Source organism: Azoarcus indigens (genome assembly GCF_004361735.1).
GTDB lineage: Bacteria > Pseudomonadota > Gammaproteobacteria > Burkholderiales > Rhodocyclaceae > Azoarcus > Azoarcus indigens.
In genome coordinates this window covers 12,947-36,269 of the sequence record NZ_SNVV01000011.1, presented here as the reverse complement: position 1 = coordinate 36,269, position 23,323 = coordinate 12,947, and the positions used below count along the sequence as shown (strand labels likewise).

General features: G+C 68.3%; 25 protein-coding genes. 22 read left to right on the top strand and 3 right to left on the bottom strand.

Going from position 1 to position 23,323, the window contains the following annotated elements; genetic code table 11:
- Positions 1-68: 68 nt before the first annotated feature.
- A complete protein-coding gene (locus tag C7389_RS13530) occupies positions 69-1,721 on the top strand; it encodes a methyl-accepting chemotaxis protein (RefSeq protein WP_133592299.1) in 1,653 nt (550 codons plus the stop codon).
- Between the two features lie 31 nt (positions 1,722-1,752).
- Here the strand turns inward: C7389_RS13530 and C7389_RS13525 are convergent, their stop codons facing one another.
- Both C7389_RS13525 and C7389_RS13520 read right to left on the bottom strand, forming a co-directional pair.
- Entirely contained in the window at positions 1,753-2,007 is a 255-nt protein-coding gene (locus C7389_RS13525; RefSeq protein WP_133592297.1) for a hypothetical protein, read from the bottom strand.
- 292 nt (positions 2,008-2,299) lie between these two features.
- Entirely contained in the window at positions 2,300-2,503 is a 204-nt protein-coding gene (locus tag C7389_RS13520; protein WP_133592295.1) for a hypothetical protein, read from the bottom strand.
- Between the two features lie 234 nt (positions 2,504-2,737).
- Between C7389_RS13520 and C7389_RS13515 the strand changes: the two genes are divergently transcribed.
- The 16 genes from C7389_RS13515 (at position 2,738) to C7389_RS13440 (ending at position 18,623) form a co-directional block, all read left to right on the top strand.
- A complete protein-coding gene (locus C7389_RS13515) occupies positions 2,738-3,832 on the top strand; it encodes a hydrogenase small subunit (RefSeq protein ID WP_133592293.1) in 1,095 nt (364 codons plus the stop codon).
- A 2-nt stretch (positions 3,833-3,834) separates the two neighbouring features.
- The gene (locus tag C7389_RS13510) at positions 3,835-5,625 is read left to right on the top strand and encodes a nickel-dependent hydrogenase large subunit (RefSeq protein WP_133592291.1); all 1,791 of its coding nucleotides are present in this window, start codon (positions 3,835-3,837) and stop codon (positions 5,623-5,625) included.
- 174 nt (positions 5,626-5,799) lie between these two features.
- Entirely contained in the window at positions 5,800-6,507 is a 708-nt protein-coding gene (gene cybH, locus C7389_RS13505) for a Ni/Fe-hydrogenase, b-type cytochrome subunit (RefSeq protein WP_133592289.1), read from the top strand.
- Positions 6,508-6,514: 7 nt separating this feature from the next.
- Positions 6,515-6,883 carry a HigA family addiction module antitoxin gene (locus C7389_RS13500; RefSeq protein WP_133592287.1) on the top strand — a complete coding sequence of 123 codons (369 nt, stop codon included), beginning with the start codon at positions 6,515-6,517 and terminating at the stop codon, positions 6,881-6,883.
- A gap of 449 nt (positions 6,884-7,332) precedes the next feature.
- Positions 7,333-8,553, top strand: a complete 1,221-nt coding sequence (locus C7389_RS13495) for a hypothetical protein (protein WP_162851736.1) — start codon at positions 7,333-7,335, stop codon at positions 8,551-8,553.
- Between the two features lie 29 nt (positions 8,554-8,582).
- Positions 8,583-9,839: a beta-ketoacyl-[acyl-carrier-protein] synthase family protein gene (locus tag C7389_RS13490; protein WP_133592283.1), complete on the top strand. Its 1,257-nt coding sequence runs from the start codon at positions 8,583-8,585 to the stop codon at positions 9,837-9,839.
- Positions 9,836-10,663, top strand: a complete 828-nt coding sequence (locus C7389_RS13485; protein WP_133592281.1) for a MaoC/PaaZ C-terminal domain-containing protein — start codon at positions 9,836-9,838, stop codon at positions 10,661-10,663. The genes C7389_RS13490 and C7389_RS13485 overlap by 4 nt, the downstream gene beginning before the upstream one ends.
- A complete protein-coding gene (locus C7389_RS13480; RefSeq protein ID WP_133592279.1) occupies positions 10,660-10,905 on the top strand; it encodes an acyl carrier protein in 246 nt (81 codons plus the stop codon). Before C7389_RS13485 ends, C7389_RS13480 begins: the two co-directional genes overlap by 4 nt.
- An 18-nt stretch (positions 10,906-10,923) precedes the next feature.
- On the top strand, positions 10,924-11,838 hold the full coding sequence (locus C7389_RS13475) for a hypothetical protein (protein WP_133592277.1): 915 nt from the start codon (positions 10,924-10,926) through the stop codon (positions 11,836-11,838).
- A 109-nt stretch (positions 11,839-11,947) separates the two neighbouring features.
- Complete coding sequence (gene fabG / locus C7389_RS13470) at positions 11,948-12,679, top strand: 3-oxoacyl-ACP reductase FabG (RefSeq protein WP_133592537.1); 732 nt, start codon at positions 11,948-11,950, stop codon at positions 12,677-12,679.
- 38 nt (positions 12,680-12,717) lie between these two features.
- Positions 12,718-13,863: an SDR family oxidoreductase gene (locus C7389_RS13465; RefSeq protein WP_133592275.1), complete on the top strand. Its 1,146-nt coding sequence runs from the start codon at positions 12,718-12,720 to the stop codon at positions 13,861-13,863.
- 76 nt (positions 13,864-13,939) lie between these two features.
- On the top strand, positions 13,940-14,653 hold the full coding sequence (locus C7389_RS13460) for an ABC transporter ATP-binding protein (protein WP_133592273.1): 714 nt from the start codon (positions 13,940-13,942) through the stop codon (positions 14,651-14,653).
- On the top strand, positions 14,650-15,909 hold the full coding sequence (locus C7389_RS13455; protein ID WP_133592271.1) for an ABC transporter permease: 1,260 nt from the start codon (positions 14,650-14,652) through the stop codon (positions 15,907-15,909). The genes C7389_RS13460 and C7389_RS13455 overlap by 4 nt, the downstream gene beginning before the upstream one ends.
- A 20-nt stretch (positions 15,910-15,929) precedes the next feature.
- Entirely contained in the window at positions 15,930-16,670 is a 741-nt protein-coding gene (locus C7389_RS13450) for an outer membrane lipoprotein-sorting protein (RefSeq protein WP_133592269.1), read from the top strand.
- Positions 16,667-17,935: a hypothetical protein gene (locus C7389_RS13445; protein WP_133592267.1), complete on the top strand. Its 1,269-nt coding sequence runs from the start codon at positions 16,667-16,669 to the stop codon at positions 17,933-17,935. Before C7389_RS13450 ends, C7389_RS13445 begins: the two co-directional genes overlap by 4 nt.
- Before the next feature lie 112 nt (positions 17,936-18,047).
- A complete protein-coding gene (locus tag C7389_RS13440; protein WP_133592265.1) occupies positions 18,048-18,623 on the top strand; it encodes a glutathione peroxidase in 576 nt (191 codons plus the stop codon).
- Positions 18,624-18,680: 57 nt separating this feature from the next.
- Here the strand turns inward: C7389_RS13440 and C7389_RS13435 are convergent, their stop codons facing one another.
- Positions 18,681-20,375: an ATP-binding protein gene (locus C7389_RS13435; protein ID WP_133592263.1), complete on the bottom strand. Its 1,695-nt coding sequence runs from the start codon at positions 20,373-20,375 to the stop codon at positions 18,681-18,683.
- Positions 20,376-20,740: 365 nt separating this feature from the next.
- Here C7389_RS13435 and C7389_RS13430 point away from each other — a divergent pair, with 365 nt between their 5' ends.
- From C7389_RS13430 to C7389_RS13410, 5 genes are read left to right on the top strand one after another with little or no spacing between them, the layout of a single operon-like run.
- Positions 20,741-21,361, top strand: a complete 621-nt coding sequence (locus C7389_RS13430; protein ID WP_133592261.1) for a HyaD/HybD family hydrogenase maturation endopeptidase — start codon at positions 20,741-20,743, stop codon at positions 21,359-21,361.
- A 45-nt stretch (positions 21,362-21,406) separates the two neighbouring features.
- A complete protein-coding gene (gene hypC / locus C7389_RS13425; protein WP_133592259.1) occupies positions 21,407-21,718 on the top strand; it encodes a HypC/HybG/HupF family hydrogenase formation chaperone in 312 nt (103 codons plus the stop codon).
- On the top strand, positions 21,715-22,215 hold the full coding sequence (locus C7389_RS13420) for a thioredoxin domain-containing protein (protein ID WP_133592257.1): 501 nt from the start codon (positions 21,715-21,717) through the stop codon (positions 22,213-22,215). The genes hypC and C7389_RS13420 overlap by 4 nt, the downstream gene beginning before the upstream one ends.
- 11 nt (positions 22,216-22,226) lie before the next feature.
- Complete coding sequence (locus C7389_RS13415; protein ID WP_133592255.1) at positions 22,227-23,084, top strand: hydrogenase expression/formation protein; 858 nt, start codon at positions 22,227-22,229, stop codon at positions 23,082-23,084.
- A 26-nt stretch (positions 23,085-23,110) separates the two neighbouring features.
- Entirely contained in the window at positions 23,111-23,320 is a 210-nt protein-coding gene (locus tag C7389_RS13410; RefSeq protein ID WP_133592253.1) for a rubredoxin, read from the top strand.
- Positions 23,321-23,323 lie beyond the last annotated feature (3 nt).

The following is a 23,323-nucleotide window of genomic DNA, read 5'->3' as shown; positions in this document are numbered from 1 at the left end:
TCGCTGCACTGCCGTAAGTTGCATGGCATTGCCGCCCTTTCGCCACCTCCGCGCTTCCGAGGAACATCATGTCGCCCTCTCTCACGCTCAAGGCCAGGATCGCCCTCCTGCTTGGCGCCTCCCTGGTCGGACTGCTGACGGTGCTGAGCGCCGCGCTATACGGCGTGCACCGCGATCTCACCGAAGGCCGGCGCGACGCGGTGCGCATGGTCGTGCAGGCGGCGGCCCATGTTGCCGCCTATTACGAGGCGCAGGAGCGCAGCGGCACCCTCAGCCGCGAGGAAGCCCAGGCGCGCGCCAAGGATGCGATCCGCGAGATGCGCTTCGGCGGCGAGGATGGCCGCACCGAGTACTTCTACATCTGGAGCGACGCCGGCGTGTCGGTGATGCATGCGGTGAATCCGCAATGGCACGGCCGCGACATGCGCGACGAGATCAAGGACGGCCAGGGCCGGCGCACCATCCAGGACCTTGTCGATGCCGCCCGTCGCAGCGATGCCGGCTACCTCGATGCCGCCTTCACCCGCCCCGGCCAGACCGGCGCGGTGGACAAGATCCTCTACTTCGAAACCCTGCGCCCCTGGGGCTGGATCATGGGCAGCGGCATCTACGTGGACGACATCCGCAGCGCGATGCTGGCACGCGCCGGCCAGGACGGGCTGCTCGGCCTGGTGGTGATGGCCCTGGTGGGGCTCGTCAGCTTCGGCACCGCCCGCTCCATCCTCCGCCAGGTCGGCGGCGAACCGGCGGTGGCGATGCAGCATATGGAAAGCGCCGCCCGCGGCGACCTCAGCAGCGAACTGAGCGGCCAGCTCGGCCACCCCGTCCCCGGCAGCATGCTGGCCTCCTTCCTGCGCATGGTGGAAGGCCTGCGCCACATGGTGGGCGAGGTCGGCCAGAGCTCGCGCAGCCTCACCGACAATGCCGCTCGCATCTCCCAGGCTGCGGAACAGGTGGCCGGCGCCGCACGCAGCCAGGCCGACGCCACCTCGGCGATGGCGGCGGCGGTCGAACAGATGACGGTGAGCGTCAATCACATCTCGGAGAACGCCCACGACACCCAGCGCAACGCCCAGCAGGCGGTGAGCGACGCCGAGGCCGGCGAGCAGACGGTGAACCGCGCCGCCGAGGAGATCGGCCACATCTCCGACAGCGTGTCCGGCGCCGCCGAGCGCATCCGCTCGCTGGAAACCCGCGCGGCCCAGATCTCCACCATCGCCAGCGTGATCAAGGACATCGCCGCGCAGACCAATCTGCTGGCGCTCAACGCCGCCATCGAGGCCGCCCGCGCCGGCGAACAGGGTCGCGGCTTCGCGGTGGTGGCGGACGAGGTGCGCGGCCTGGCCGAACGCACCGCCGCCGCCACCGTGCAGATCGACGACATGATCGCCGCCATCCAGGGCGAGACCGGCGTGGCGGTGACGGCGATGGATTCCGCCCTGCCGCAGGTGGCGCGCGGCGTGGCGCTGGCCGGCGAAGCCGCCGCCTCGCTCAGGGCGATACGCGCCGGCGCCGCCGCTACGCTGGAGCGCATCCGCGAGGTGGCGCTGGCGACCCGCGAGCAGAGCGCCGCCAGCACCGCCATCGCCCAGCAGGTGGAAAGCATCGCGCAGATGGTGGAGGAGACGAGCGCAGCGATGAACAGCACCGCCGACTCCGCCCACCAGTTGCAGGGCGTGGCGGACGGGCTGGGGCAGCTGGTGGCGCGCTTCCGCTACTGAAAAGGCCCGCGCGGGAGCGCCCGTAGGGGAACTAGACGTTCCCGAGGAAGCCGGCCTGGAACCGGAGCGCAGCACGGAAGAGGCTGCCGGCAACCCCTTCTGCGCTGTGCTCCGGGCTCTCGCCCCAATCGCCGCCCTTGCCCCGCGCTCCAACCTTCAACTCCGCTTTCAACGCCGCCTTGTCCCGGCTGCGCCCGGCCTTGAAAGTGCGTTCGTGCCGGCCCGCGCCGCCACGCTGCAACACCAGCGCAACCAGCGGGTTGCGCGGCTTCAGCTTCTTCTTCATCGCCTGCTCCTTGCGTTTCCAACCGACGCGGCCCGGATGAACCGCATCTCCATCATGCCAGCCTGCCGCCCAGTCCGACACGGCCATTTCGCACGCCGGCTTCCGTGACGGCAATGTGGCTCAGCTCCGCGGTTTCTCCCTCGCGGGAGAGGGAGAAAAGCCACCGCGACACCGCCCGTCCGGGCAATTTATCCGACCGGGGCGCTGACAGCGAGCTCACCCCCTACTCGACGCAGCAACAAAGACCGCCCACCCCGGCAATCGTTCTTCCACCCACGCAGACATCCGGCCCTCAACCCTCTTCCCGCATCAACGCCCAGGCGATGCGCAACCCCAACCACGCATTCCCGAGCGCGAACACCGCCAGCAACACCGCCACCGCCGGCAATAGCGGATAGCTGCGCAGCACCCAGGCCAGCACCGCGCCCAGCAGGTTGAGCACCACCATCAGCCAGAAACGCGGCTCTCGCGGCCGCCACAGGCGTGACACCTTCATTTTCTATGCGTCTCCCTTCCACTTCGCCAGCTACTACGAGCTGGTCTGTTTGTTTCCGGCGCCGGTGTCGACTGGAAAGCTGCTTGCCAGCCAGCGCTCCGCGCCCCTTACTACAACCTTTTACATATCAGTCGCTTGCGCCGCCACGTTCTCTTGGCACGGAACTTGTGATCTCTCCGCCCACCACGCCCGCCGCACCTGTCGCAGCGGACGCCGACAGGGGAGACGACTCCAATGACCGAAACCTTCTACGACGTACTGCGCCGCCAGGGCATCACCCGGCGCAGCTTCCTCAAGTTCTGCAGCCTCACCGCCACTTCGCTCGGCCTGGGCTCGGCGGCTGCGCCGCAGATCGCCCATGCGCTGGAGACCAAACCGCGCACGCCGGTGCTGTGGCTGCACGGGCTGGAATGCACCTGCTGTTCCGAATCCTTCATCCGCTCGGCCCACCCGCTGACCAAGGATGTGGTGCTGTCCATGCTGTCGCTGGACTACGACGACACGCTGATGGCCGCCGCCGGCCACCAGGCCGAGGCCATCCTCGACGAGATCCGCACCAAGTACAAAGGCAACTACATCCTCGCGGTGGAAGGCAATCCGCCGCTGAACGAGGACGGCATGTTCGCCATCCAGGGCGGCCGCCCCTTCATCGAGAAGCTGCGCGAGACCGCCGCCGACTGCAAGGCCATCATCTCCTGGGGCTCCTGTGCCTCCTGGGGCTGCGTGCAGGCCGCCAAGCCCAACCCGACGCGCGCCACGCCGGTGCACAAGGTCATCACCGACAAGCCCATCATCAAGGTGCCCGGCTGCCCGCCGATCGCCGAGGTGATGACAGCGGTGGTCACCTACATGCTCACCTTCGAGAAGCTGCCCGAGCTGGACCGCATGGGCCGGCCGAAGATGTTCTACGGCCAGCGCATCCACGACAAGTGCTACCGCCGCCCCCACTTCGACGCCGGCCAGTTCGCCGAGGCCTGGGACGACGAGGGTTCGCGCAAGGGCTACTGCCTGTACAAGATGGGCTGTAAGGGCCCGACCACCTACAACGCCTGCTCCACCGTGCGCTGGAACGAGGGCGTGTCCTTCCCCATCCAGTCCGGCCACGGCTGCATCGGCTGCTCGGAAGACGGCTTCTGGGACAAGGGCAGCTTCTACGACCGCGTCACCGACATCAAGCAGTTCGGCATCGAAGCCAACGCCGACAAGGTGGGCGCTACCGCCGCCGGCGTGGTGGGCGCAGCGGTTGCGGCCCACGCCGCGGTCACCGCGCTCGCCCGCGCGCGCAGCAAGAGCGGCATCGACATCAAGCAAGGCCAGGAGGAGCGCTGATCATGGCGGTATACGAAACCCAGGGCTTCAAGCTCGACAATACCGGCAAGCGCGTCGTCGTCGATCCGGTCACCCGCATCGAAGGCCACATGCGCGTCGAGGTGAACCTCGACAGCAACAACGTGATCCGCAACGCGGTGTCCACCGGCACCATGTGGCGCGGCCTGGAAGTGATCCTCAAGGGCCGCGACCCACGCGACGCCTGGGCCTTCACCGAGCGCATCTGCGGCGTGTGCACCGGCACCCATGCGCTCACCTCCTGCCGCGCGGTGGAAGATGCGCTGGGCATAGCCATTCCGGAAAACGCCAACTCCATCCGCAACCTGATGCAGCTCACGCTGCAGGTGCATGACCACCTGGTGCACTTCTACCACCTGCACGCGCTGGACTGGGTGGACGTGGTTTCCGCACTGAAGGCCGATCCCAAGAAGACCTCCGAGCTGGCGCAGAGCATCTCCAGCTGGCCCAACTCCTCGCCCGGCTACTTCCGCGACATCCAGAACCGGCTGAAGAAGTTCGTCGAATCCGGCCAACTCGGCCCCTTCATGAACGGCTACTGGGGCAACCCGGCCTACAAGCTGCCGCCGGAAGCCAACCTGATGGCGGTGACGCACTATCTGGAAGCGCTCGACTTCCAGAAAGAGATCGTCAAGATCCACACCATCTTCGGCGGCAAGAACCCGCACCCGAACTGGCTGGTGGGCGGCATGCCGTGCGCGATCAACCTCGACGGCGTCGGCGCCGTGGGCGCGGTCAACATGGAGCGGCTGAACCTGGTCAAGAGCATCATCGACCGCACCATCGAGTTCGTGGACCAGGTCTACCTGCCCGACCTCGTGGCCATCGCCTCCTTCTACAAGGACTGGACCTATGGCGGCGGCATCTCCTCGATGTCGCTGCTGTCCTACGGCGACATCCCGGACGTCGCCAACGACTACTCCGCCGGCAACCTGCTGCTGCCGCGCGGCGCCATCATCAACGGCGACCTCAGCAAGATCCACGAAGTGGACCTCCGCGATCCGGAGGAGATCCAGGAGTTCGTCTCCCACTCCTGGTACAAGTACGCCGACGAAACCAAGGGCCTGCACCCGTGGGACGGCGTCACCGAGCCCAACTTCGTGCTCGGCCAGAACACCAAGGGCAGCCGCACCCGCGTCGAATCCTTCGACGAGGAAGGCAAGTACTCCTGGATCAAGTCGCCGCGCTGGCGCGGCCATGCCATGGAAGTCGGCCCGCTGGCGCGCTACGTCATCGGCTACGTGCAGGGCAAGGCGGAGTTCAAGGAGCCGGTGGACAAGCTGCTGAAGGATCTCGGCCTGCCACTGCCGGCGATCTTCTCCACGCTGGGCCGCACCGCGGCGCGCGGCCTGGAGGCCTCCTGGGCAGCGCACAAGATGCTGTACTTCTACAACAAGCTCATCGCCAACATCAAAGCCGGCGACACCGCCACCGCCAATGTGGACAAGTGGGAACCCAGCACCTGGCCGAAGGAAGTGAAGGGCGTGGGCTTCACCGAAGCGCCGCGCGGCGCGCTCGGCCACTGGATCAAGATCAAGGACGGCAAGATCGACAACTACCAGGCGGTGGTGCCCACCACCTGGAACGGCAGCCCGCGCGACCACAAGGGCCAGATCGGCGCCTTCGAGGCCAGCCTGATGAACACGCCGGTGGCCAAGGCGGACGAGCCGCTGGAGATCCTGCGCACGCTGCACTCCTTCGATCCCTGCCTGGCGTGCTCCACCCATGTGATGAGCCCGGACGGGCAGGAGATGGCCCAGGTCAAGGTTCGCTGAAGCGCGTTTCGCGGGCGAAGACGGTGAGGGATGCAGGACCGGCCGGCGGGCAACACCGGCTCCCTCGACGCCTATCGGATTTCCCGCCGGTGTCCCGACCCGGCTTCGCCCCTTTTTCGCGCCCTGCGTTCCTCATGTTCCCGAGCCTCTCTCCTTGCTGCGGAGGTAACTGAAATGCTTGCTCAACAAGACGCTCACGAAGCCGAGCGCAACGCCCGGCTGGTCAAGGCGGTATACGTCTATGAAGCGCCGCTGCGGCTGTGGCACTGGGTGAATGCGCTGGCCATCACCGTGCTCGCCATCACCGGCTACTTCATCGGCAAGCCGCTGCCGTCCATCGCCGGCGACACCAGCGCCCAGTACGTCATGGGCTGGATACGCTTTCTCCACTTCGCCGCCGCCTACATCTTCGCCATCGGCTTCCTCGGCCGCATCTACTGGGCCCTCGTCGGCAACCACCATGCGCGGCAGATCTTCATCCTGCCCATCTTCAACCGCAACTGGTGGGGCGAGGTGCTGTACGAATTGCGCTGGTACCTGTTCCTGGTGAAGGAGCCGAACAAGTACGTCGGCCACAACCCGATGGCGCAGCTGATGATGTTCCTGTTCTTCACCGTCGGCGCGGTCTACATGATCCTCACCGGCTTCGCCCTCTATGGCGAAGGCCTGGGCGCCGGCAGCTGGGCAGACCATATGTTCGGCTGGGTGATCTGGGTGCTGGGCGGCAACAGCCTGCAGGTGCACAACATGCACCGGCTGGGCATGTGGGTGACGCTGTGCTTCATCATCGTGCACATCTACGCCGCCATCCGCGAAGACATCATGAGCCGCCAGAGCCTGATCAGCACCATGGTCAGCGGCTGGCGCATGTTCAAGGACTGAGCGTCCGATGACGCTGCCGCCGCGGGCCGCCCGGCCCCTGTCGGCACTGCGCGGCGGCCAGCCGGCGAAGCTCGCCGGCGGCCGCCCGCCCACGGTGCGCGGTGCAACGCCCGCACCCTCCGCGTTGCGCCGCCCCATCCATCCGGGGCACTTCCTCGAAACCCGCTTCCTGATCCCGGCGCGCATCTCCCAGGACGCCCTCGCCCGTGCCCTCGGCATCTCCCGCCGGCGGGTCAACGAACTGGTGCGGGGCCGCCGCGCCATCTCCCCGGACACGGCCGTCCGCCTTGGCCGCTTCTTCGGCACCGACCCCCGCTTCTGGACCGCGCTGCAGGCTCAGTGGGACACCTTCCTGGCGATGCGCGCGGCCGGCTGAATCCGCTGCCGTACTCCCTCATCGGGCAGGTCAGCAGACCTGCCCGCGGCTGGCAAAACGCCTTCCCCCGGCGCGCTCAAGTCTCACCCGGCTGCCCTTTTCCAGGCTGGCGACCACGCCAACGTCCTGCAATAACCCCATTTGAATTTTTCTTTGCATGACTTTTGACTTGGATCAAGCGCGCCCATTGAATGCCATTGATATATGCACATAAAATTCTTGAATCAAGTGTGAACTAGTTACTTTCCTTGTTGCGCCAACTTCTTCCTTCATCGTCGTCCCGCCCGAAAACTGCCGTTCGCAAGGGCCGACGACCGACCTTCTCAAGCGATCCCGTCCGCGGCTTCTTCCACTGGGGCGCACGCTATTTCGATACCACCAACAGCCACGCCTATCTGGTAGCCGGCATCCCCGATGTGCCAACCTTGGACCGTGCGCTGGTCCGCGCCTTGAGCCGTTTCGAACTGCTGAATGAAAACCAGGCCGAAGCGACGTTCTCCCTCCCGGTGGACGAGTCACGCATCAGCGGCGAGCTGAGCTTCGACAACCCGGCACTCCGGGCCGCGCTGATGAGCTATGTGGCCAACGTCGCCGCCCGCGGCAGCCCCGGCCAGCCCTTGCGCCTGCAGCTGCTGAGCTCCAGTGACAGTGCGCATAGCTGCATCCACTTGACCATCTCGCACGAGATCGCCGATGTGAAGAGCGGCAACCTCTTCATGGCCGCGGTGATCGATGAGTACCGCAAGCTGCTGGCTGCCGGCGCCGCGACGGACGACGTCCCGGCACGCCGCCACCCCGGTCCGGCGCTGGCCGCCATCCGGCCAGAGTGGTACCGCCCGCCCACGGTCGTGGGCCGCCGCGCCCGGGCCTATGTCGACATCGCCCGCCGCATGCTCACCCGCGACCGCAGCATGGTGCGCTTCGCCCCAACGGCCAAGGACGTCAAGGGCAACGACTTCTTCCACGCCGTTCTGCCGACTGCACTGCAGGAGGGCATCCAACGGACCGCGCGACAGGTCGGCGTCACCATCAATACGGTTTTCTCCGCCGCGCTGGTGCGCTACATCGCCGCGCATCAGGCGCGGCCTGAAAAGCGCGCCACATATTCCTTCGCGCTCAGCCTGCGCAAGCTCTTCGGCCCGGACCATGAGGACGGCTTCCGCAGCTACATGGTGCCCTGCACGCTGCGGCTGTCCGACCGCAGTGATACCCATGCGCTGCTGCAGGAAGTGGACCGGCGGACCCGCGCCCTGCGCGGCAGCGGTCTGGCGCTCGAACTCGGGCGCATGGAAAACGCCGTCCGCCTCTACCGCGACGGCCTGCCGACGGCGGTGGTGCGCTGGGTGATGAAGCGCACCCAGGGCACCAACATCTTCTATTCCAATCCCGGCGTCATCGAAGAGGATTTCTCCAGCTTCGGCACGTCGGCGCTGCCTATCCGCGGCAGCCTGGCGATCGGCTGCCTCGTCCATCCGTATGACCTGATGTTCTACACCAGCACCTTCGGTGGCCGCACCCAGCTCGACATCGTCTACCGGCGCGAGGCCTTCGACGACATCACCGCCCGCTTCGTCACGCCCTTCCTGGGCGCGGTGGAACGCATCGTCGCCGACTGCGACCTCACCGCCCCCTCTCTCCGCCCCGCCGCGATCGCCGGCCACGGGCAATGACGCTTCCCACCACTAGGATCAGCCTACCCATGAACAGACAGTCCGGCCGCAGGGTGGCCGTCACCGGCTACGGCGCCCTTTGCGCCCTCGGAAACAGCGTCGACGAGATCTGGGACGCAATCGGCCAATACAAGGTGGGCTACCGCCGGGTGGAGCACGCCGAGGCGCCCATCGTCGCCCGCTTCTTCGGCGTCATGGACAACAAGCCGCCGCGCAAGCAGTTCTCCAAGGCCATCCTCAAGTTCCTGCCTGAGTTCGCCAAGCTGGGCATGTCGGCCGCGGCCGAGGCCATCCACAGCGCATTCGGCGATACCGACCTCGACGAGATCTGCGATCCCTTCGAGCGCGGCGTGATCTTCGGCACCGGCTGGGGCGCGCAGGACGAATCCACCATCAACAACAATGCCTTCCGCGACGGCGGCACCGCCTCGCCCTTCTCCAATCTGCTGGTGATGCCCAGCGTCGCCACCGCGGCCATTTCCATGCAGTGGAACCTGCGCGGCTACCAGAACACCCCGGTTGCCGCCTGCGCCACCGGCAGCATCGCCGTCGGCGATGCGTATGAAGTGATCCGCTCCGGCCGCGCCAAGGTGATGCTGGCCGGCGGCGGCGAGAGCATCCGCGAGGGCTTCGGCGTGTGGAGCATCGACGCACTGCGGGCGCTGAGCAAGGAACAGGAAGTGCTCGAGCGGGCCTGTTGCCCCTTCAGCCTGGATCGCAGCGGCTTCGTGCTGTCCGAAGGCGCGGCGGTGCTGTGCCTGGAAGACTACGAGTTCGCCAGGGCCCGCGGCGCGCGCATCCTGGCCGAGATCGTCGGCTACGGAAACTACTCCGATGCGCGCGACATCACCTCGCCGGCCGAGGACCTGCTCGCCCGTACCATGACCATACGTGCCGCCTGCGCCCAGGCCGGCATGCCCGCCGACGCCATCGACTACGTCAACGCCCACGGCACCTCGACACCGCTCAACGACCTCAACGAAACCCAGGCACTCAAGCTGGCGCTGGGCAACGCGGCGAAGTACGTGCCCATCTCCAGCACCAAGTCCTACACCGGCCACCTGATCGCCGCCACCGGCGCCATCGAGTCCATCTTCTGCATCAAGACGCTGCAGACCGGCCTCATGCCCGCCACCATCCACCTGGCGCGGCCCGACCCCGAGTGCGATCTGGACTACATCCCGAACGAGCACCGCCACAAGCAGGGGCTGCGCCATGTGCTCAACCTGAACTACGGCTTCGGCGGCTCCAACAGCGCCCTCATCTTCGCCGCGGCGGACGCATGAACGCGCTCCGCTTCGACTCCACCGCCACCGCCGCCTGGGCCGCCTTCTCCGGCGACTACAACCCCATCCACTTCGACCCGGCCTTCGCCCGCAGCACCATAGGCACCGAGGGCACGGTGGTGCACGGCATGCTCGCCATGCTGGCGCTCAAGCAGGCGGTTTCCGAGCGCCCCTGGGCCGGCGACGGCTGGCTGCAATGGACCGGTATGCTCAAGCAGGCCATGCCCAGCCAGCTGGACTACGCGGTGCACCTTTCCGCCCCCGAGGCGGATGCCAAGGTCCGCTTCCGGCTGCACAGCCCGGGCGACGCCGAGAAGCGCATCCTCGGCAACTGCGCCCCGGTCGCCTTCGACACCGCGCCCTACCGCACGCCGCCGCGCCATGTGCTGGACGCCGCCGCCGTAGGCGAGCGCCTGCGCGGCTTCGCCGATGCCTTCCCGGCGGCGACCACTTGCTGGGTGGCGATAGACGCGCTGATCTTCGCCGAGTACATCCAGCGCCACTCGGTCGATACCTTCCGCGAGGACATCGTCCGGCACTTCGGCGCCGAGATGGAGACCGACCTCGGCAAGGCCTCGCTGCTGACCATGCAGACGCATCACCGCTGCCTCTTCCGCACCGCGCTGCTGCAGGACGTGGGGCACTTCACCTTCGACCGCATCGCCTACGACATCCGCAAGATCGACGAGATCACCACCCACGATTCGCTGTTCGCCACCATCGACATCCCGGTGTGGCTCAACGACACGCTGTCCCAGGTCGTGCAGATCGGCCTGATGGCCCGCAAGAAACCCGCCTTACCACACGAGGAAGCTGAACTATGAGCACCGTATTCGAATTCCTGACCAACGAGATCGGCGACCTGGTCGACTTCGATGTCGCCGACATGAAGCCCTCCACCATGCTGCTGGAGATCGGCCTCGACAGCCTGGACTATGTCTCGCTGCAGGTGTCGGTCAAGAAGGCCTACGGCTTCGAGCTCAACTTCGACGACTTCTCCTCCGGCAAGATCAAGACGCTGGAAGAGTTCTGCGACTACATCGAAAACCGCACCGTCACCGCCTAAGGCACTGGAGCGATCCTCATGAGCGGATTGGAAACCATCGTCAAGTTCAGCTATCTGTCCGACGAAAACCGCTGGGATGCCAAGCGCTACCAGTTCGACTGGCTGCCCGAGCTCGATGAGCACGACAGAGGCATCATCAAGCTGCTCGACTGTCTGCGCGACGGCGAATTCTCCGGCCAGGCCTCGGCCGCCCAGTTCCACGACCTGATGATCCAGGCCAAGGCCGAGGGCTACTCGGACGACCTCGTCGCCGACTGGGCGCCGCTCTTCTCCTACATGAACGTCATCGTGTACGAGGAAATGCGCCACGGCCTGGTGCTCGGCCTGCTTCACCAGTACGTCACCGACGGCAACACCGACTTCATCGCCGCCACCAACGTGCGCGAGTTCGGCAAGCGCTACATCTGGTGCTACGAGGAACGGCGCTACTGGGATCTCTACAGCTACATCCTCAGCCACCTGTTCTCCGAAGTGATCAACACCGAGCTCTACCGCGACGTGGTCACCCGGGTGCATCACCCGGCGCTCAAGGACGCGCTCGCCAATGTGCGCAACGACGAGGCCCGCCACATCGCCGCCTGGACTGCGCTGACCAAGGACCTCATCAACGCCGACCCGGAGCACAAGCGGCGGGCGCTGGCCTCGCTCGAACGCGGCCTGACCTACCACAACGCGATGGTGCACGAGACCTACTTCGAAGGTCTCAACAAGATGCTGCCGCTGTTCATCTCCGAGCAGAAGAACAAGCTCGGCCCGATCAAGCGCATCAGCAAGCAGAAGTTCCGCATCCTCGAAGAGCTGTTCGGCAGCGACAACCCGTATTCGGAAACCGAGGTGCAGCAGATCCACCTGCTCTACCTCGGCAAGGCCGCCGGCCACACCCGGGCGCGCTATTCCGAAGAGGCCGAAGCGAACATCGAGTTCATCGCCTGACACTGCCCCGCCCGCAACGCCGCCCTGCTCCGCCACGGCGCCGCGGGCGGCGCCTATTGCAGCAACCCGGCAGCGCAGGCTGCCGCTCGAAGGAAAAGATCAAGTGAACATGGGATGGGTTTTTGTCAGCGGGGGCACCCGCGGCATCGGCGCGGGCATCGTCCGCGCGCTCGCCACCGCCGGCCATCCGGTGGCCTTCACCTACGCCGCCTCGGACGCCGCCGCCCGCGCGCTCGAAGACGAGCTCTCCGGCACTGCCCAATGGTGCCGCGGCTACCGTTGCGACATGGCCGACCGCAACGCGGTCGAGCAACTGGCGCGCGAGCTGCTCTCCACCCGCGGCGCGCCCTACGCGCTGGTGAACAACGTCGGCATCACCCGCGACGCCCTGCTGCTCAACATGGACGACGGCCACTGGGGCGACGTGCTCCGGACCAACCTGGACTCCGCCTACCACGCCAGCCGCGCCTTCGTGAATTCGATGATAGAAGCCGGCGATGGCTGCATCATCAACATGAGTTCGGTCACCGGCATCAAGGGCAATCCCGGCCAGGCCAACTACGCCGCCACCAAGGCCGCGCTGATCGGCATGACGCGCTCGCTGGCAGTCGAACTCGGCCGCTTCAACATCCGCGTCAACGCGGTCGCCCCCGGCGTCATCGCCACCGAGATGACCGCCAACCTGAACGAGATGCAGCTGAAAAAGCTGGCCTCCGGCATTCCCCTGCGCCGCCTCGGCAGCGTCGAGGAGATCGCCGCCAACGTCGCCTTCCTGCTGAGCCCGGCCTCGCGCTACACCACCGGCCAGACCTTCGTCATCGACGGCGGCCTGACGGCCTGAGGGCCGGATAGCGCTGCCGCTCCTCCAGGTAGAACCCCATGCAAGATCAAGGCTCCCAGACCATCCTCCTGACCGGCGCCACCGGTGCCGTCGGCACCGAACTGCTGCCGCGCCTGCTGCGGCGCAATCCGCGGGCGCGCATCGTCGCGCTGGTCCGCGGCGCCGACCAGGCCGAGGCCGAAAGCCGCCTCGCCGCCACGCTGGCCTTCTCCGACACCGCGCCGGCGGAACGCGCCCGGGTGCATGCGCTGCGCGGCGATGTCTGCGCCCCGGCCCTGGGGCTGGATACCGACTCCCTGCGCGGCCTCGCCGCCCGGACCTCGCAGATCTTCCACCTCGCGGCCAACGTGCGCTTCAACGCCGGACTGGAGGACTCGCGCCTGGCCAACGTCGGCAGCACCCGCGCCATCCTGGACTTCGCCCGCCAGGCCCATGCCGCGCGCGATGGCGATCTGCGCCTGCAATACGTGTCCACCGCCTATGTCGCCGGCCGCCGGCTCGGCCCGCTGCACGAGCATGAACTCGACCTCGGCCAGTCGTTCTGGAACACCTACGAACAGACCAAGCTGGAGGCCGAGGCCGTAGTGCGGCAGGCGCAGGCCGAGCTGCCCATCACCATCTACCGCCCCAGCCAGATCATAGGCACCACCGCCGCCGGCAAGGTGCGCAAGCTCTTCGGCTTCCTCGAGTTCCTCAAGCTCACCTGTGCCGGCGTCATCCGCGCGCTGCCGGCGCACCCGGAAACGCGTACCGACATGATCCCGGTGGACTACGTCTGCGACGCGATCGCCTACCTCAGTGGCGAGCCGGACAGCGTCGGCCGCTGCTACCACCTCGCCGCCGGGCTGGCGCACAGCACGCCGCTGGGCCGCGTGGTCGACATCGCCTACCGCGTGCTGGAGGAGTACGCGCCGCCCTCGCGCCTGCCGCCGCGGCCGGACTTCGTGCCCATCGACCTGTTCGAGCACCAGGCCAGCAACGGCCAGGTGCACAAATCGCTCAATGGCCTGCTCCAGCTCTACCAGACCTATATGTCCTACGAGCGCGACTTCCAGGTTGCCGACACCATGGCCCGCCTCGCCGGCGGCGGCGTGACCCTGGCGCCGATGGACGAAGTCGTCGAAGCCGGCGCCCGCTACGTCGTCGCCCAGCACTTCGGCACCGCCTCCCGGGCCGCCGCCTGATCCGCGGCCGCGCCGCCGCCCGGCCTGCCCCTGGCAGGGCGGCGGCATCGCCCACGCAAGGAAACCGATCGCCGCAATGAGCGCCCCCAGCCCGTCCTCCACCCCGCCCCTCGTGCGCCTGCATGAAGTCCGCCGCCGCTTCCTGCTCGGCGAAACCGCCGTCGACGCCCTCGCCGGCATCTCCTTCACCATAAACAGCGGCGAATTCCTCGCCGTCTGGGGACCGTCCGGCAGCGGCAAATCCACGCTGATGAACGTGCTCGGCCTGATCGACACCCCCTCCTCCGGCGAGGTGTGGTTCGACGGCCAGGACACCCGCGGGCTGGCCGATGATGCTCTCACCGACTTCCGCGGCCGCCGCATCGGCTTCGTGTTCCAGAGCTTCAACCTGGTGCCGGTGCTGTCGGCGCTGGAGAACGTCATGCTGCCGCTGCAGATCCAGGGCGTGCCCGAACGCCAGGCGCGCGGGCGTGCCGCCGCCGCGCTCGACGAGGTCGGCCTGGAACGCTTCCACGGCTCCCGCCCGGATCGCCTCAGCGGCGGCCAGCGCCAGCGCGTGGCCATCGCCCGCGCGCTGGCCATCGAGCCGCGGCTGGTGATCGCCGACGAGCCCACCGCCAACCTCGACTCCGACAACGCCGCCATGGTCGTGGCGCTGATGCGCAGGCTCAACCATGACAAGGGCGTCACCTTCGTCTTCACCACCCACGACCCGCGCCTGCTCGACCAGGTGGATAGACGCATCCACCTGCGCGACGGCTGCATCGAGAGCGACGAGCACAGCGCATGAACACCTTCGGACTCGCGCTCCGCGGCCTCAGCCGCAACCGCCGCCGCAGCCTGGTGACGCTGCTCACCATCGCCTTCGGCTTCGCCGCCATCGCCCTCTTCGCCGGCTACACCCACAACGTCTATGACGGCCTCGCCCGCCAGGCGGTGCATGGCGAACTGCTGGGCCACCTCACCCTCTCCAAGCGCGGCATGAGCAAGGAAGGCAAGCTGGACCCTGAGCGCTACCTGCTCACCGCCGCCGACATCGCCCGGATACGCGAGGTGCTGCGCGACCAGCCCGGCATCGAGCTGGTCGCGCCGCGACTGGCGCTGAGCGGCATCGTCAGCAACGGCCGGGCGAGCACCATCTTCATTGCCGAAGGCATAGAACCGGGCGCGATGGAAGGACTGCAGGCCGGCCTGCTCACGCTGCAGGACATCCGCCGCGAAGCCTTCATGCGCACGCTGAAGAAGCTGGACCCGGAGCATGCCGACGTCGTCGCCCTGTCCGCCGGGCTGGCCGAACTGCTGCACCTGCCGCTGCAGGGCCAGGCCGCACTGCTGGTGAATACCCTGCACGGCCAGGCCAACGCCATGGACATCACCGTGGGCAGCACCTTCACCACCGGCAACGCCAACACCAACGACAAAAGCGCGCTGATCCCGCTGCAACTCGCCCAATCGTTGTACGACATCGACGGCGGCGCCGACCGCCTGACCGTGCTGCTGGACGGCATCGCCCACACCGAGCGCATGCGCGAGCACCTCGGCGAGGCCCTGCGCGCCACCGGCCTGGACATCGAAATCCGCAGCTGGCAGGACCTGTCGGACTTCTACAACCAGGTCCACAACATGTTCAACATGATCTTCGGCTTCATCTTCAGCATCGTGCTCACGGTGGTGGTGATGGGCACCGCCAACTCCATGAGCATGACGGTGATAGAGCGCACCCGCGAGATCGGCACCCTGCGCGCCATCGGCCTGCGCCGCGGCGGCGTGCTGCGGCTGTTCGCCGCCGAAGCCATGCTGCTGACGCTGGTGAGCTGCGCGGTCGGCCTGCTCATCACCATCGCCGTGCGCTACGGCATCAATGCCGCCGCCATCTCCTACGTGCCGCCCAACAGCACCTCGCCGGTGCCGCTGCTGGTCGACCTCGACTTCGCCCGCATCGCCTTCACCCTGGTGCTGATGCTGGCCGTGGGCAGCCTCGCCGCCTGGCTGCCGGCGCGCCGCGCCGCCCACCAGGCCATTCCCGACGCGCTCGGCCACAACTAGACCGTTCCGGAATCCGCCCCATGCTCCGCAGACTCCTCGCCGCCGCCAGCCTCGCCCTCCTCGCCGCCGGCACCCTGGCGCACGCCGGCCCCGACCCGCAGGCCCTGCTCAGGAACGCCGACCGCGCCCGCGGCGGCGGCCTGCCTGGCGTGGTCTGGGACATCCACCTGAACTCGCAGGAAGACGGCAAGGCCGGCGAACCGCAACGCCTCACCGTGCGCGCCACCGACCAGGCCAGCGTGGCCGAAACCCAGGAGCCAGCGCGCTTCAAGGGCTCGCGCCTGCTGCAGGTGGAACGCAACATGTGGCTGACCCGGCCCGGCCTGTCCAAGCCCATCCCGATCTCGCCGCGCCAGCGCATGAGCGGCCAGGCCGCCAATGGCGACATCGCCGCCACCAACTACGCCCTGGACTACGAAGCCGCGCTGGCCGGCAACGAGGCGGTGGAGGGCGAGGCCTGCGCGGTGCTGGAGCTGAACGCCCGCCACAAGCGCACCACCTACGACCGCATCCGCTACTGGGTCTCCGCCAGCCGCGGCGTCGGCATCAAGGCCGAGTTCCTGTCGGTCAGCGGCAAGCTGCTCAAGACCGCCTACTTCGAATACGCCCACACCATCCAGTACGACGGCCGCCAGATCCCCTTCGTCAGCCGCATGCGCATCCGCGACGCGCTCACCGACGGCGAAACCGTCATGGAATTCCGCGACGTCCGCATCGAACGCATCGCGCCGGACGTGTTCGATCTGGGACAGAGCCAGTGAGCGGCACGCGCCGCCCCCGCCCCCCCTCTTTCCGCCTCCGCGCCCTTGCCGCACTGCTAGGCGCCCTGGCGCTGCCGCAAACCGCCGCCGCGGACGAGGGCTGGGCGCTGAGCGCCGATGCCACCCTCTATGGCTACGCCAACACGCTACAGCCCGCGCACGACAGCATCCAGAATCCGGACAACCGCATCGCCCGGCTCCCCCGCGACAGCCTCACCTTCGAAGGCCGCTTCAACCTCAAGGCCGAGCGCGGCCCGCTGCGCCTCACCGCGCGCCCCATCGTCCACTGGCAGCACGACAACCAGCAGGGCAGCGGCAGCCGGAGCTACCTCAGCCAGTGGCAGCTGCGCTGGCGCACCGATACCGCAATCACCGCCGCCATCGGCCGCGAAACCCTGAGCTGGGGGCCGGCACAGTTCCGCTCGCCGTCCAACCCGTACTACTTCGACAACGGCCGCAGCAACCCCATACGCGAGCTCTCGGGGGTGGATGTCGCCCGCCTCATCTGGGCGCCGGACGTCACCCGCAGCGTCTATCTGGCGCGCATCGCCAGCAGCGGCCACGACGCCGCGCGGCCTGATCCCTGGGCCGACAGCTGGCTGCTCAAGGCCGACCTGCGCAGCGACGACCTCGCCGCCGGCCTGGCGCTGGCGAGCCGGCCCCAAGCGGGCCACTTCGTCGGCGCCCATCTGCAGCACACCGTCAGCGACGAATGGCTGCTCTATGGCGAATTCGGCTCCTCCACGCTGACCCGCAGCCTGCGCCCGGCTGGCGATGCGGCGCAGCCGGTGCGCATCGCCGATGAATCGCCGCGCCATTCGAGCTGGCTGCTGGGCGCCAGCTACACGCTGGAGAACGGCCACAGCCTCACCGCCGAATACCTGCGCTACGGCCACGGCTACGACGGCGCCGCCCGCCGCAGCCACTTCGGCCGCGCCGAAATGGCGACGACCCGGCTGCCGGCGGCCGACGCCGCCCAGGCCCTGGGCGCCGGCCTGGGCGCCGCGCCGCCGCTGCTGGCGCGCGACTACCTCCACCTCATCTGGCAGAACAGCCCGCTGAGCGACGACGGCTACTGGCGCCTGATGCTGAGCCACAGCCTGGCCGACCGCAGCGCCCAGGCCAGCCTGTTCGCCGAACGCCCGCTCAACCGGCACATCACCGCCTTCATGCTCGGCACGGTGCCGGTCGGCGGCCGCGGCACCGAGTTCGGCGACCTGTTCGACTACAGCCTCACCCTGGGCGCGCGCATCGCCCTGCCCTGAGCGGCGCGGGCGGCGGCCCTGCCCGCCGCAGGCATCCGCCGCCGAACTTTCACCCGGCTATGGCACTCTCCGTCCCATACCCGCCCCTTGCGGCCCCCGCCGGAGTACAGCCATGCGCCTTGCCGTCTGCCTCGTCACCATCCTCGCCGCCCTGGGCGCCGGCCAGCCCGCCCTCGCCGCGGACACCCCTGCCGCCACCAGCGCCGCGCCGGCGCTGCTGAACAACAGCTTCCGCCGCCTGCATGCCGACGAGACGGTGGATCTCAGGCGTTACCAGGGCCAGCCGCTGCTGATCGTGAACACCGCCAGCCACTGCGGCTACACCGGCCAGTTCAAGGAGCTGGAAGCGGTGCACCAGCGCTACAAGGCCAGCGGCCTGAAGGTGCTGGGCTTCTCTTCCGACGACTTCAACCAGGAGGCGGACGACGAGGCCAAGGCGGCCAACGTCTGCTTCGTCAATTTCGGCGTCAGCTTCGACATGTTCGCGCCCACCCATGTGCGCGGCGAGCAGGCCAGCCCGCTGTTCCGCCAGTTGGCGCGGGAATCGGCGGAGCCGAAGTGGAACTTCACCAAGTACGTGGTCGGCCGCGACGGCAAGGTGCTCGCCAGCTTCCCCAGCAAGGTGAAGCCGGATGCGCCGGAAGTGACGGCGGCGATAGAGCGGGCGCTGGCCGAGCCGGCGCGCTGAGGCCGACCGCCGGGCCGCCGCGCGCATCACGCCCGGCCCGGCACGGCCCCGGCCGGCTCAGGCCTCCGTTGGCGTCAGCGCGCGGAACATCGCGCAGCGGTCGAAGGCCGCCATGTCCGCCGGCACCGCCTTGCGGCCGCAGTACTTGGCCACCAGCTTGGCCAGACCCTTGATGTCGCGGCCGGAGGCCTGCGGATAGCGCGTCACCAGGCGGTCTATCAGCGCCGCGTCCAGCGCCAGGCCGAACTGCTCGGCCATCACCCGCCAGATGCGGGCGCGCGCCTCGGCGTCGGGCAGCTCGTAGCGGATCAGGGCGATGCAACGGGAGACGATGGCTTCGTCGATGTCATCCACCCGGTTGGTGGTGAGGAAGAGCAGGCCGTTGAAATACTCCAGCACGCGCAGGAACACGCCCACCACCGCGTTCATCGAGATGTTGTCGTCGCGGCGCTTGATGTAGACGTCCGCCTCGTCGATCAGCATCACCGCGCCCCAGCGCTGGGCGCGGGTCAGCACCTCCTTCAGCGCGGTCTCCATCGCCGCCACGTTGAGGCCGAGCTGGCCCGAATGCACCCGGTACAGCGGCCGGCGGATGATCTCGGCGTACACCTCGGCGGTCAGCGTCTTGCCCACGCCCGGGGGCCCGGCGCACAGCACGGTGGTGCCGCCGGACTTGCCGGCGACGATGTCCTCCATCAACACGTCCATCTCGGCGGTGAGGATGTCGATGAGATCGGTCTGCTCCTCCGGCAGCACCAGCTTGTCCTTCAGCTCCGGGCTGTAGCGGTAGGGCTCCAGGTCGTCCACATGCACCCACACGTAGTGGTGCAGGTCGAGGTGGAACATCAGGATGTAGAACTGCACCGGCAGGCGGGTGAACATGCCCTCCGGCAGGATGGCCTGGATGGCCTCGATCTCCGCTTCCAGCTTGAACTCGCCGTTCTTCGACGCCCAGCGCAGGTAGCGCTCCAGCACATTGCCCTGGGTGTCCAGCGTCAGCGAGCGGTCGGCAAGAATGTTCTCGTCGTTCACCAGCCGCGCCTTGCCGCCGCTGGAGGAGAGCACCACCACGTCCTTGCGCGACCAATCGGTGTCGCGGTGGGTGGCGGTGGGGTTCTCGGCGTAATAGCCGGTGCCACCGCCGGAGAACTGCTCGCCGTAGCGGGCGCGCCAGTCGAAGTAGCGCTGCTCGCCCTCATCGTAGGCCTGCAGCAATGCCGGCGTTTCGCGCACGAAGCCCTTGCCGGCGAAGATCTCCGCCACCGTGCGGCCGGGAATGTCGCTGGGGGTGATGCGGATGTTGGCGGTGGCGAGCTTGCCTTTGGCGTTGGCGCGCAGTTCCACCAGCACCTTGGCGCTCTCTTCGCCGCCGGGCGGGGTGTAGTCGATGCGCGCCACCGCCCAGGCCTGCGGCTTGCCGGTGAGGGCGGCGGTGAACAGCCAGCCGCGCGCGCCGCCGGTGGCGAGGTAGCGGATCACCTCCGGCACCACCCGCTCCAGCTCATCGTCGGCGAAGCGGTAGCCGCCATCGTTGAAGGCCTCGCTCAGCGTCGCCAGCTGCGCGGCGCGGGCGCGCTCGTTGGGCCCGCCGGCGCCGTAGAGGTCGCCGAGAAAGCACACCTCGGCATGCTCCAGCTGGGAGAAGGGCACCTCGGCCCGGTTGCCGAGCTTGAGCTGGTCCTGCAGCCAGCCCAGCCGGGGGAAGGCCTGCACCATGGCCTCCACATGCCGGCGTTCGATCTGTAGTTTCACTGCATGCTCCCTGGGGGTTGGGGTGCGGCAGACGAGCAGGTTCGATGCCATCCACGCCTGCGGCCCCTTTCCCTTTGCAAACAGCCGCTTGCGCAAAATGCGCGCTGTCGTATTCCCCACATGCGCCGCCCCGCTGCGACCGGAGGGCACACCCACGCTGCGGTGCGCAAAGCCCCTTTGCACCCCGATGGACAATTGCTTTCCACTTTTGTCGACGAAATGTAGCGAAGCGCAGCCGCCGCCTATTTCCATTGGACGAAGAAGTCGTAGCCAAGCCCCTGATTCGGCTACATATCCAGCCATGCGCCGGAATTGGCACAGTCCCTGCAACTGTTACGCCATTCGTTACACCGGCGAACGCCCCCATGGAATCCACCTACGGCAGCACCCTCATCCTCGGCATCGGCAACCTGCTGTGGGCAGACGAAGGCTTCGGCGTGCGCTGCGTCGAGGCCTTCGACGCCGCCTGGGAAACCCCGGCCGACGTCACCGTGATGGACGGCGGCACCCAGGGCCTCTACCTGCTGCCCTACGTGTCCGCCGCGCAGCGGCTGATCGTGTTCGACGCGGTGGATTACGGCCTGGAGCCCGGCACCATGCGCCTGGTCGAGAACGACGAAGTACCGCGCTTCATGGGCGCCAAGAAGATGAGCCTGCACCAGACCGGTTTCCAGGAGGTGCTGGCCTCCGCCGCCATGCTGGGCCGCGGCCCGGCGCAGATGCTGCTGATCGGCGTGCAGCCGGTGGAACTGGAGGATTTCGGCGGCAGCCTGCGGCCGCAGGTGCGCGCCCGTGTGCCCGAAGCGGTGGAACTGGCCGCCGCCCGCCTGCGCGAATGGGGCGTGACGCTGACGCCGCGCGCCACCCCGCCCGCCCGCCTCAACGACGACGCCCTCGCCCTGCACGCCTACGAGCAGGGCCGGCCGGCGGAGGAACTGGCCTGTCGCATCGGCGACGAGCGCTTCATGCCCAAGGCCTCGCAGTGAAGGCCGCCTCCTGTACGCCCTCGCCCCGCCGGAGGACGCGCTGAGATGTGCGTCGGCATCCCCATGCAGGTACTGCGCTGCGAGGACGGCCGCGCGCTGTGCCGCGACCGCGACGGCGGCGAGACCTGGATAGACACCCTGCTCACCGGCCCGCAGCCGGCCGGCGCCTGGCTGATGACCTTCCTCGGCGCCGCCCGCGAAGTCATCGACGCCGACGAAGCCGCCCGCAGCCTGGCCGCGCTGGCCGCGCTGGACAGCCTGATGGCCGGCGGCACGCCCGACCTGGACGCCGCCTTCGCCGACCTGGTCGGCCGCGAACCCCAGCTCCCCGACTTCCTGAGAGACCAGAAGAAATGAACGACGCCCCTTCCTTCGGCATCAGCACCAGCCCCTTCGAGCAAGGCCTGCAGCGCCTGCGCGAGCGCGACGGCTTCACCCAGCTCGAGGCCGGCGACCTCGCCGCCTTCGCCGCCGCGACCGGCGACGCGGTGATCCTGCTCACCGACGACCCGGTGCGCTGCCCGGAAGCCTGGGACATGGTGGTGGTGCTGCCGGAAGCCCTGAAGTCCGCCGACGCCCCCTTCCGCCGCGCCTACGCCGCCCCCGCCGCCAGCCGCGAGATCGCCGCCCAGTTCGGCATCAGCCGCTACCCGGCGCTGCTGTTCCTGCGCGGCGGCCAGCAAGGGGAAGGCGCGGAGGAGGCCAAGCCCGGCGACTACGTCGGCGCCGTCGAAGGCATGCGCGACTGGCGGCCGCTGGTTGACGCCATCAACCGCATGCTCGCCACCCCTGCCGCGCGCCGGCCCGGCATCGGCATCCCGGTGCGCACCAGCATTCCCACTTCCTGTCACTGAGGACAGCGCCGATGAAAGCCTTCCCCATCCCGGTCGTCGCCGTCGGTCCCGGCTCCCAGTCGCCCTTCGAGGAAGAAGACCTGGAGTACATGCCCATGCCCAGCGGCATGGACACCTTCAACCCGCCGCGCCTGCCGGACGAAGTCGCCCCCGCCGCCCGCGACGCCGCCGTCGGCCTGCTGCAGAACCTGATCGCGGCCATGAGCGCCTGGCGCTTCGGCGACGCCGGCCACCCGGTGGCCAACCTCGCTGGCCTGCCGGCGGAGGTGCTGGCGCTGGTGAATGACGCCCTCGGCCAGGGCGAGGTCAGCGCCCGGGTGGAAGCCCGCGGCGGCGAGCCGGCGCTGCGCATCCAGGAAACGGTGTTCGCCGGTGTCTGGCGCGTCATCGCCGAGGATGGCAGCTTCGACCGCATCGAAGCCTGCGCCATGCCGCCCGCCGCCGTCACCCGGCCGCAGATCGACATGCCGGCCACGCTCACCCCGCCGCCGGCGCCGCAGGGCGTCATGAACGCGCCGGCGGTGATGAACGAGTTGCTGGATGCAGTCTCCCGCCACGCCCCCGGCGCCCCCGCCCACATCATCAACCTCACCCTGCTGCCGATGACGCCGGACGACCTCAACTGGCTGGTCGCCAGCCTGGGCATCGGCCCCACGGTCATCCTGTCGCGCGGCTACGGCAACTGCCGCATCACCAGCACCGGCCTGGCCCGCACCTGGTGGGTGCAGTACTTCAACAGCGCCGACACCCTCATCCTCAACACCCTGGAAGTCACCGACCTGCCCGACGTCGCCCCGGCCGCCGCCGATGACTTCGCCGACAGCATCGCCCGCCTGCGCGAGTGGACCGACAGCCTGGGCGAGCTCTGAACGCCGTCCACCGGAGACCCGACACCATGTTCGAAGGCAGCTACCTCGGCGACGAAGACCGCCTGGACCCCAACGCCCGCCTGGAATGCGGCATCTGCTGGTGGATCTACGACCCGGCCGAGGGCGACGCGCTCGCCCAGGTGGTGCCCGGCACCCCCTTCGCCGCCCTGCCCGCGCACTGGACCTGCCCCAATTGCGACGCGCCGCGGGAGAAGTTCATGGTGGTGGACGAATGAAAC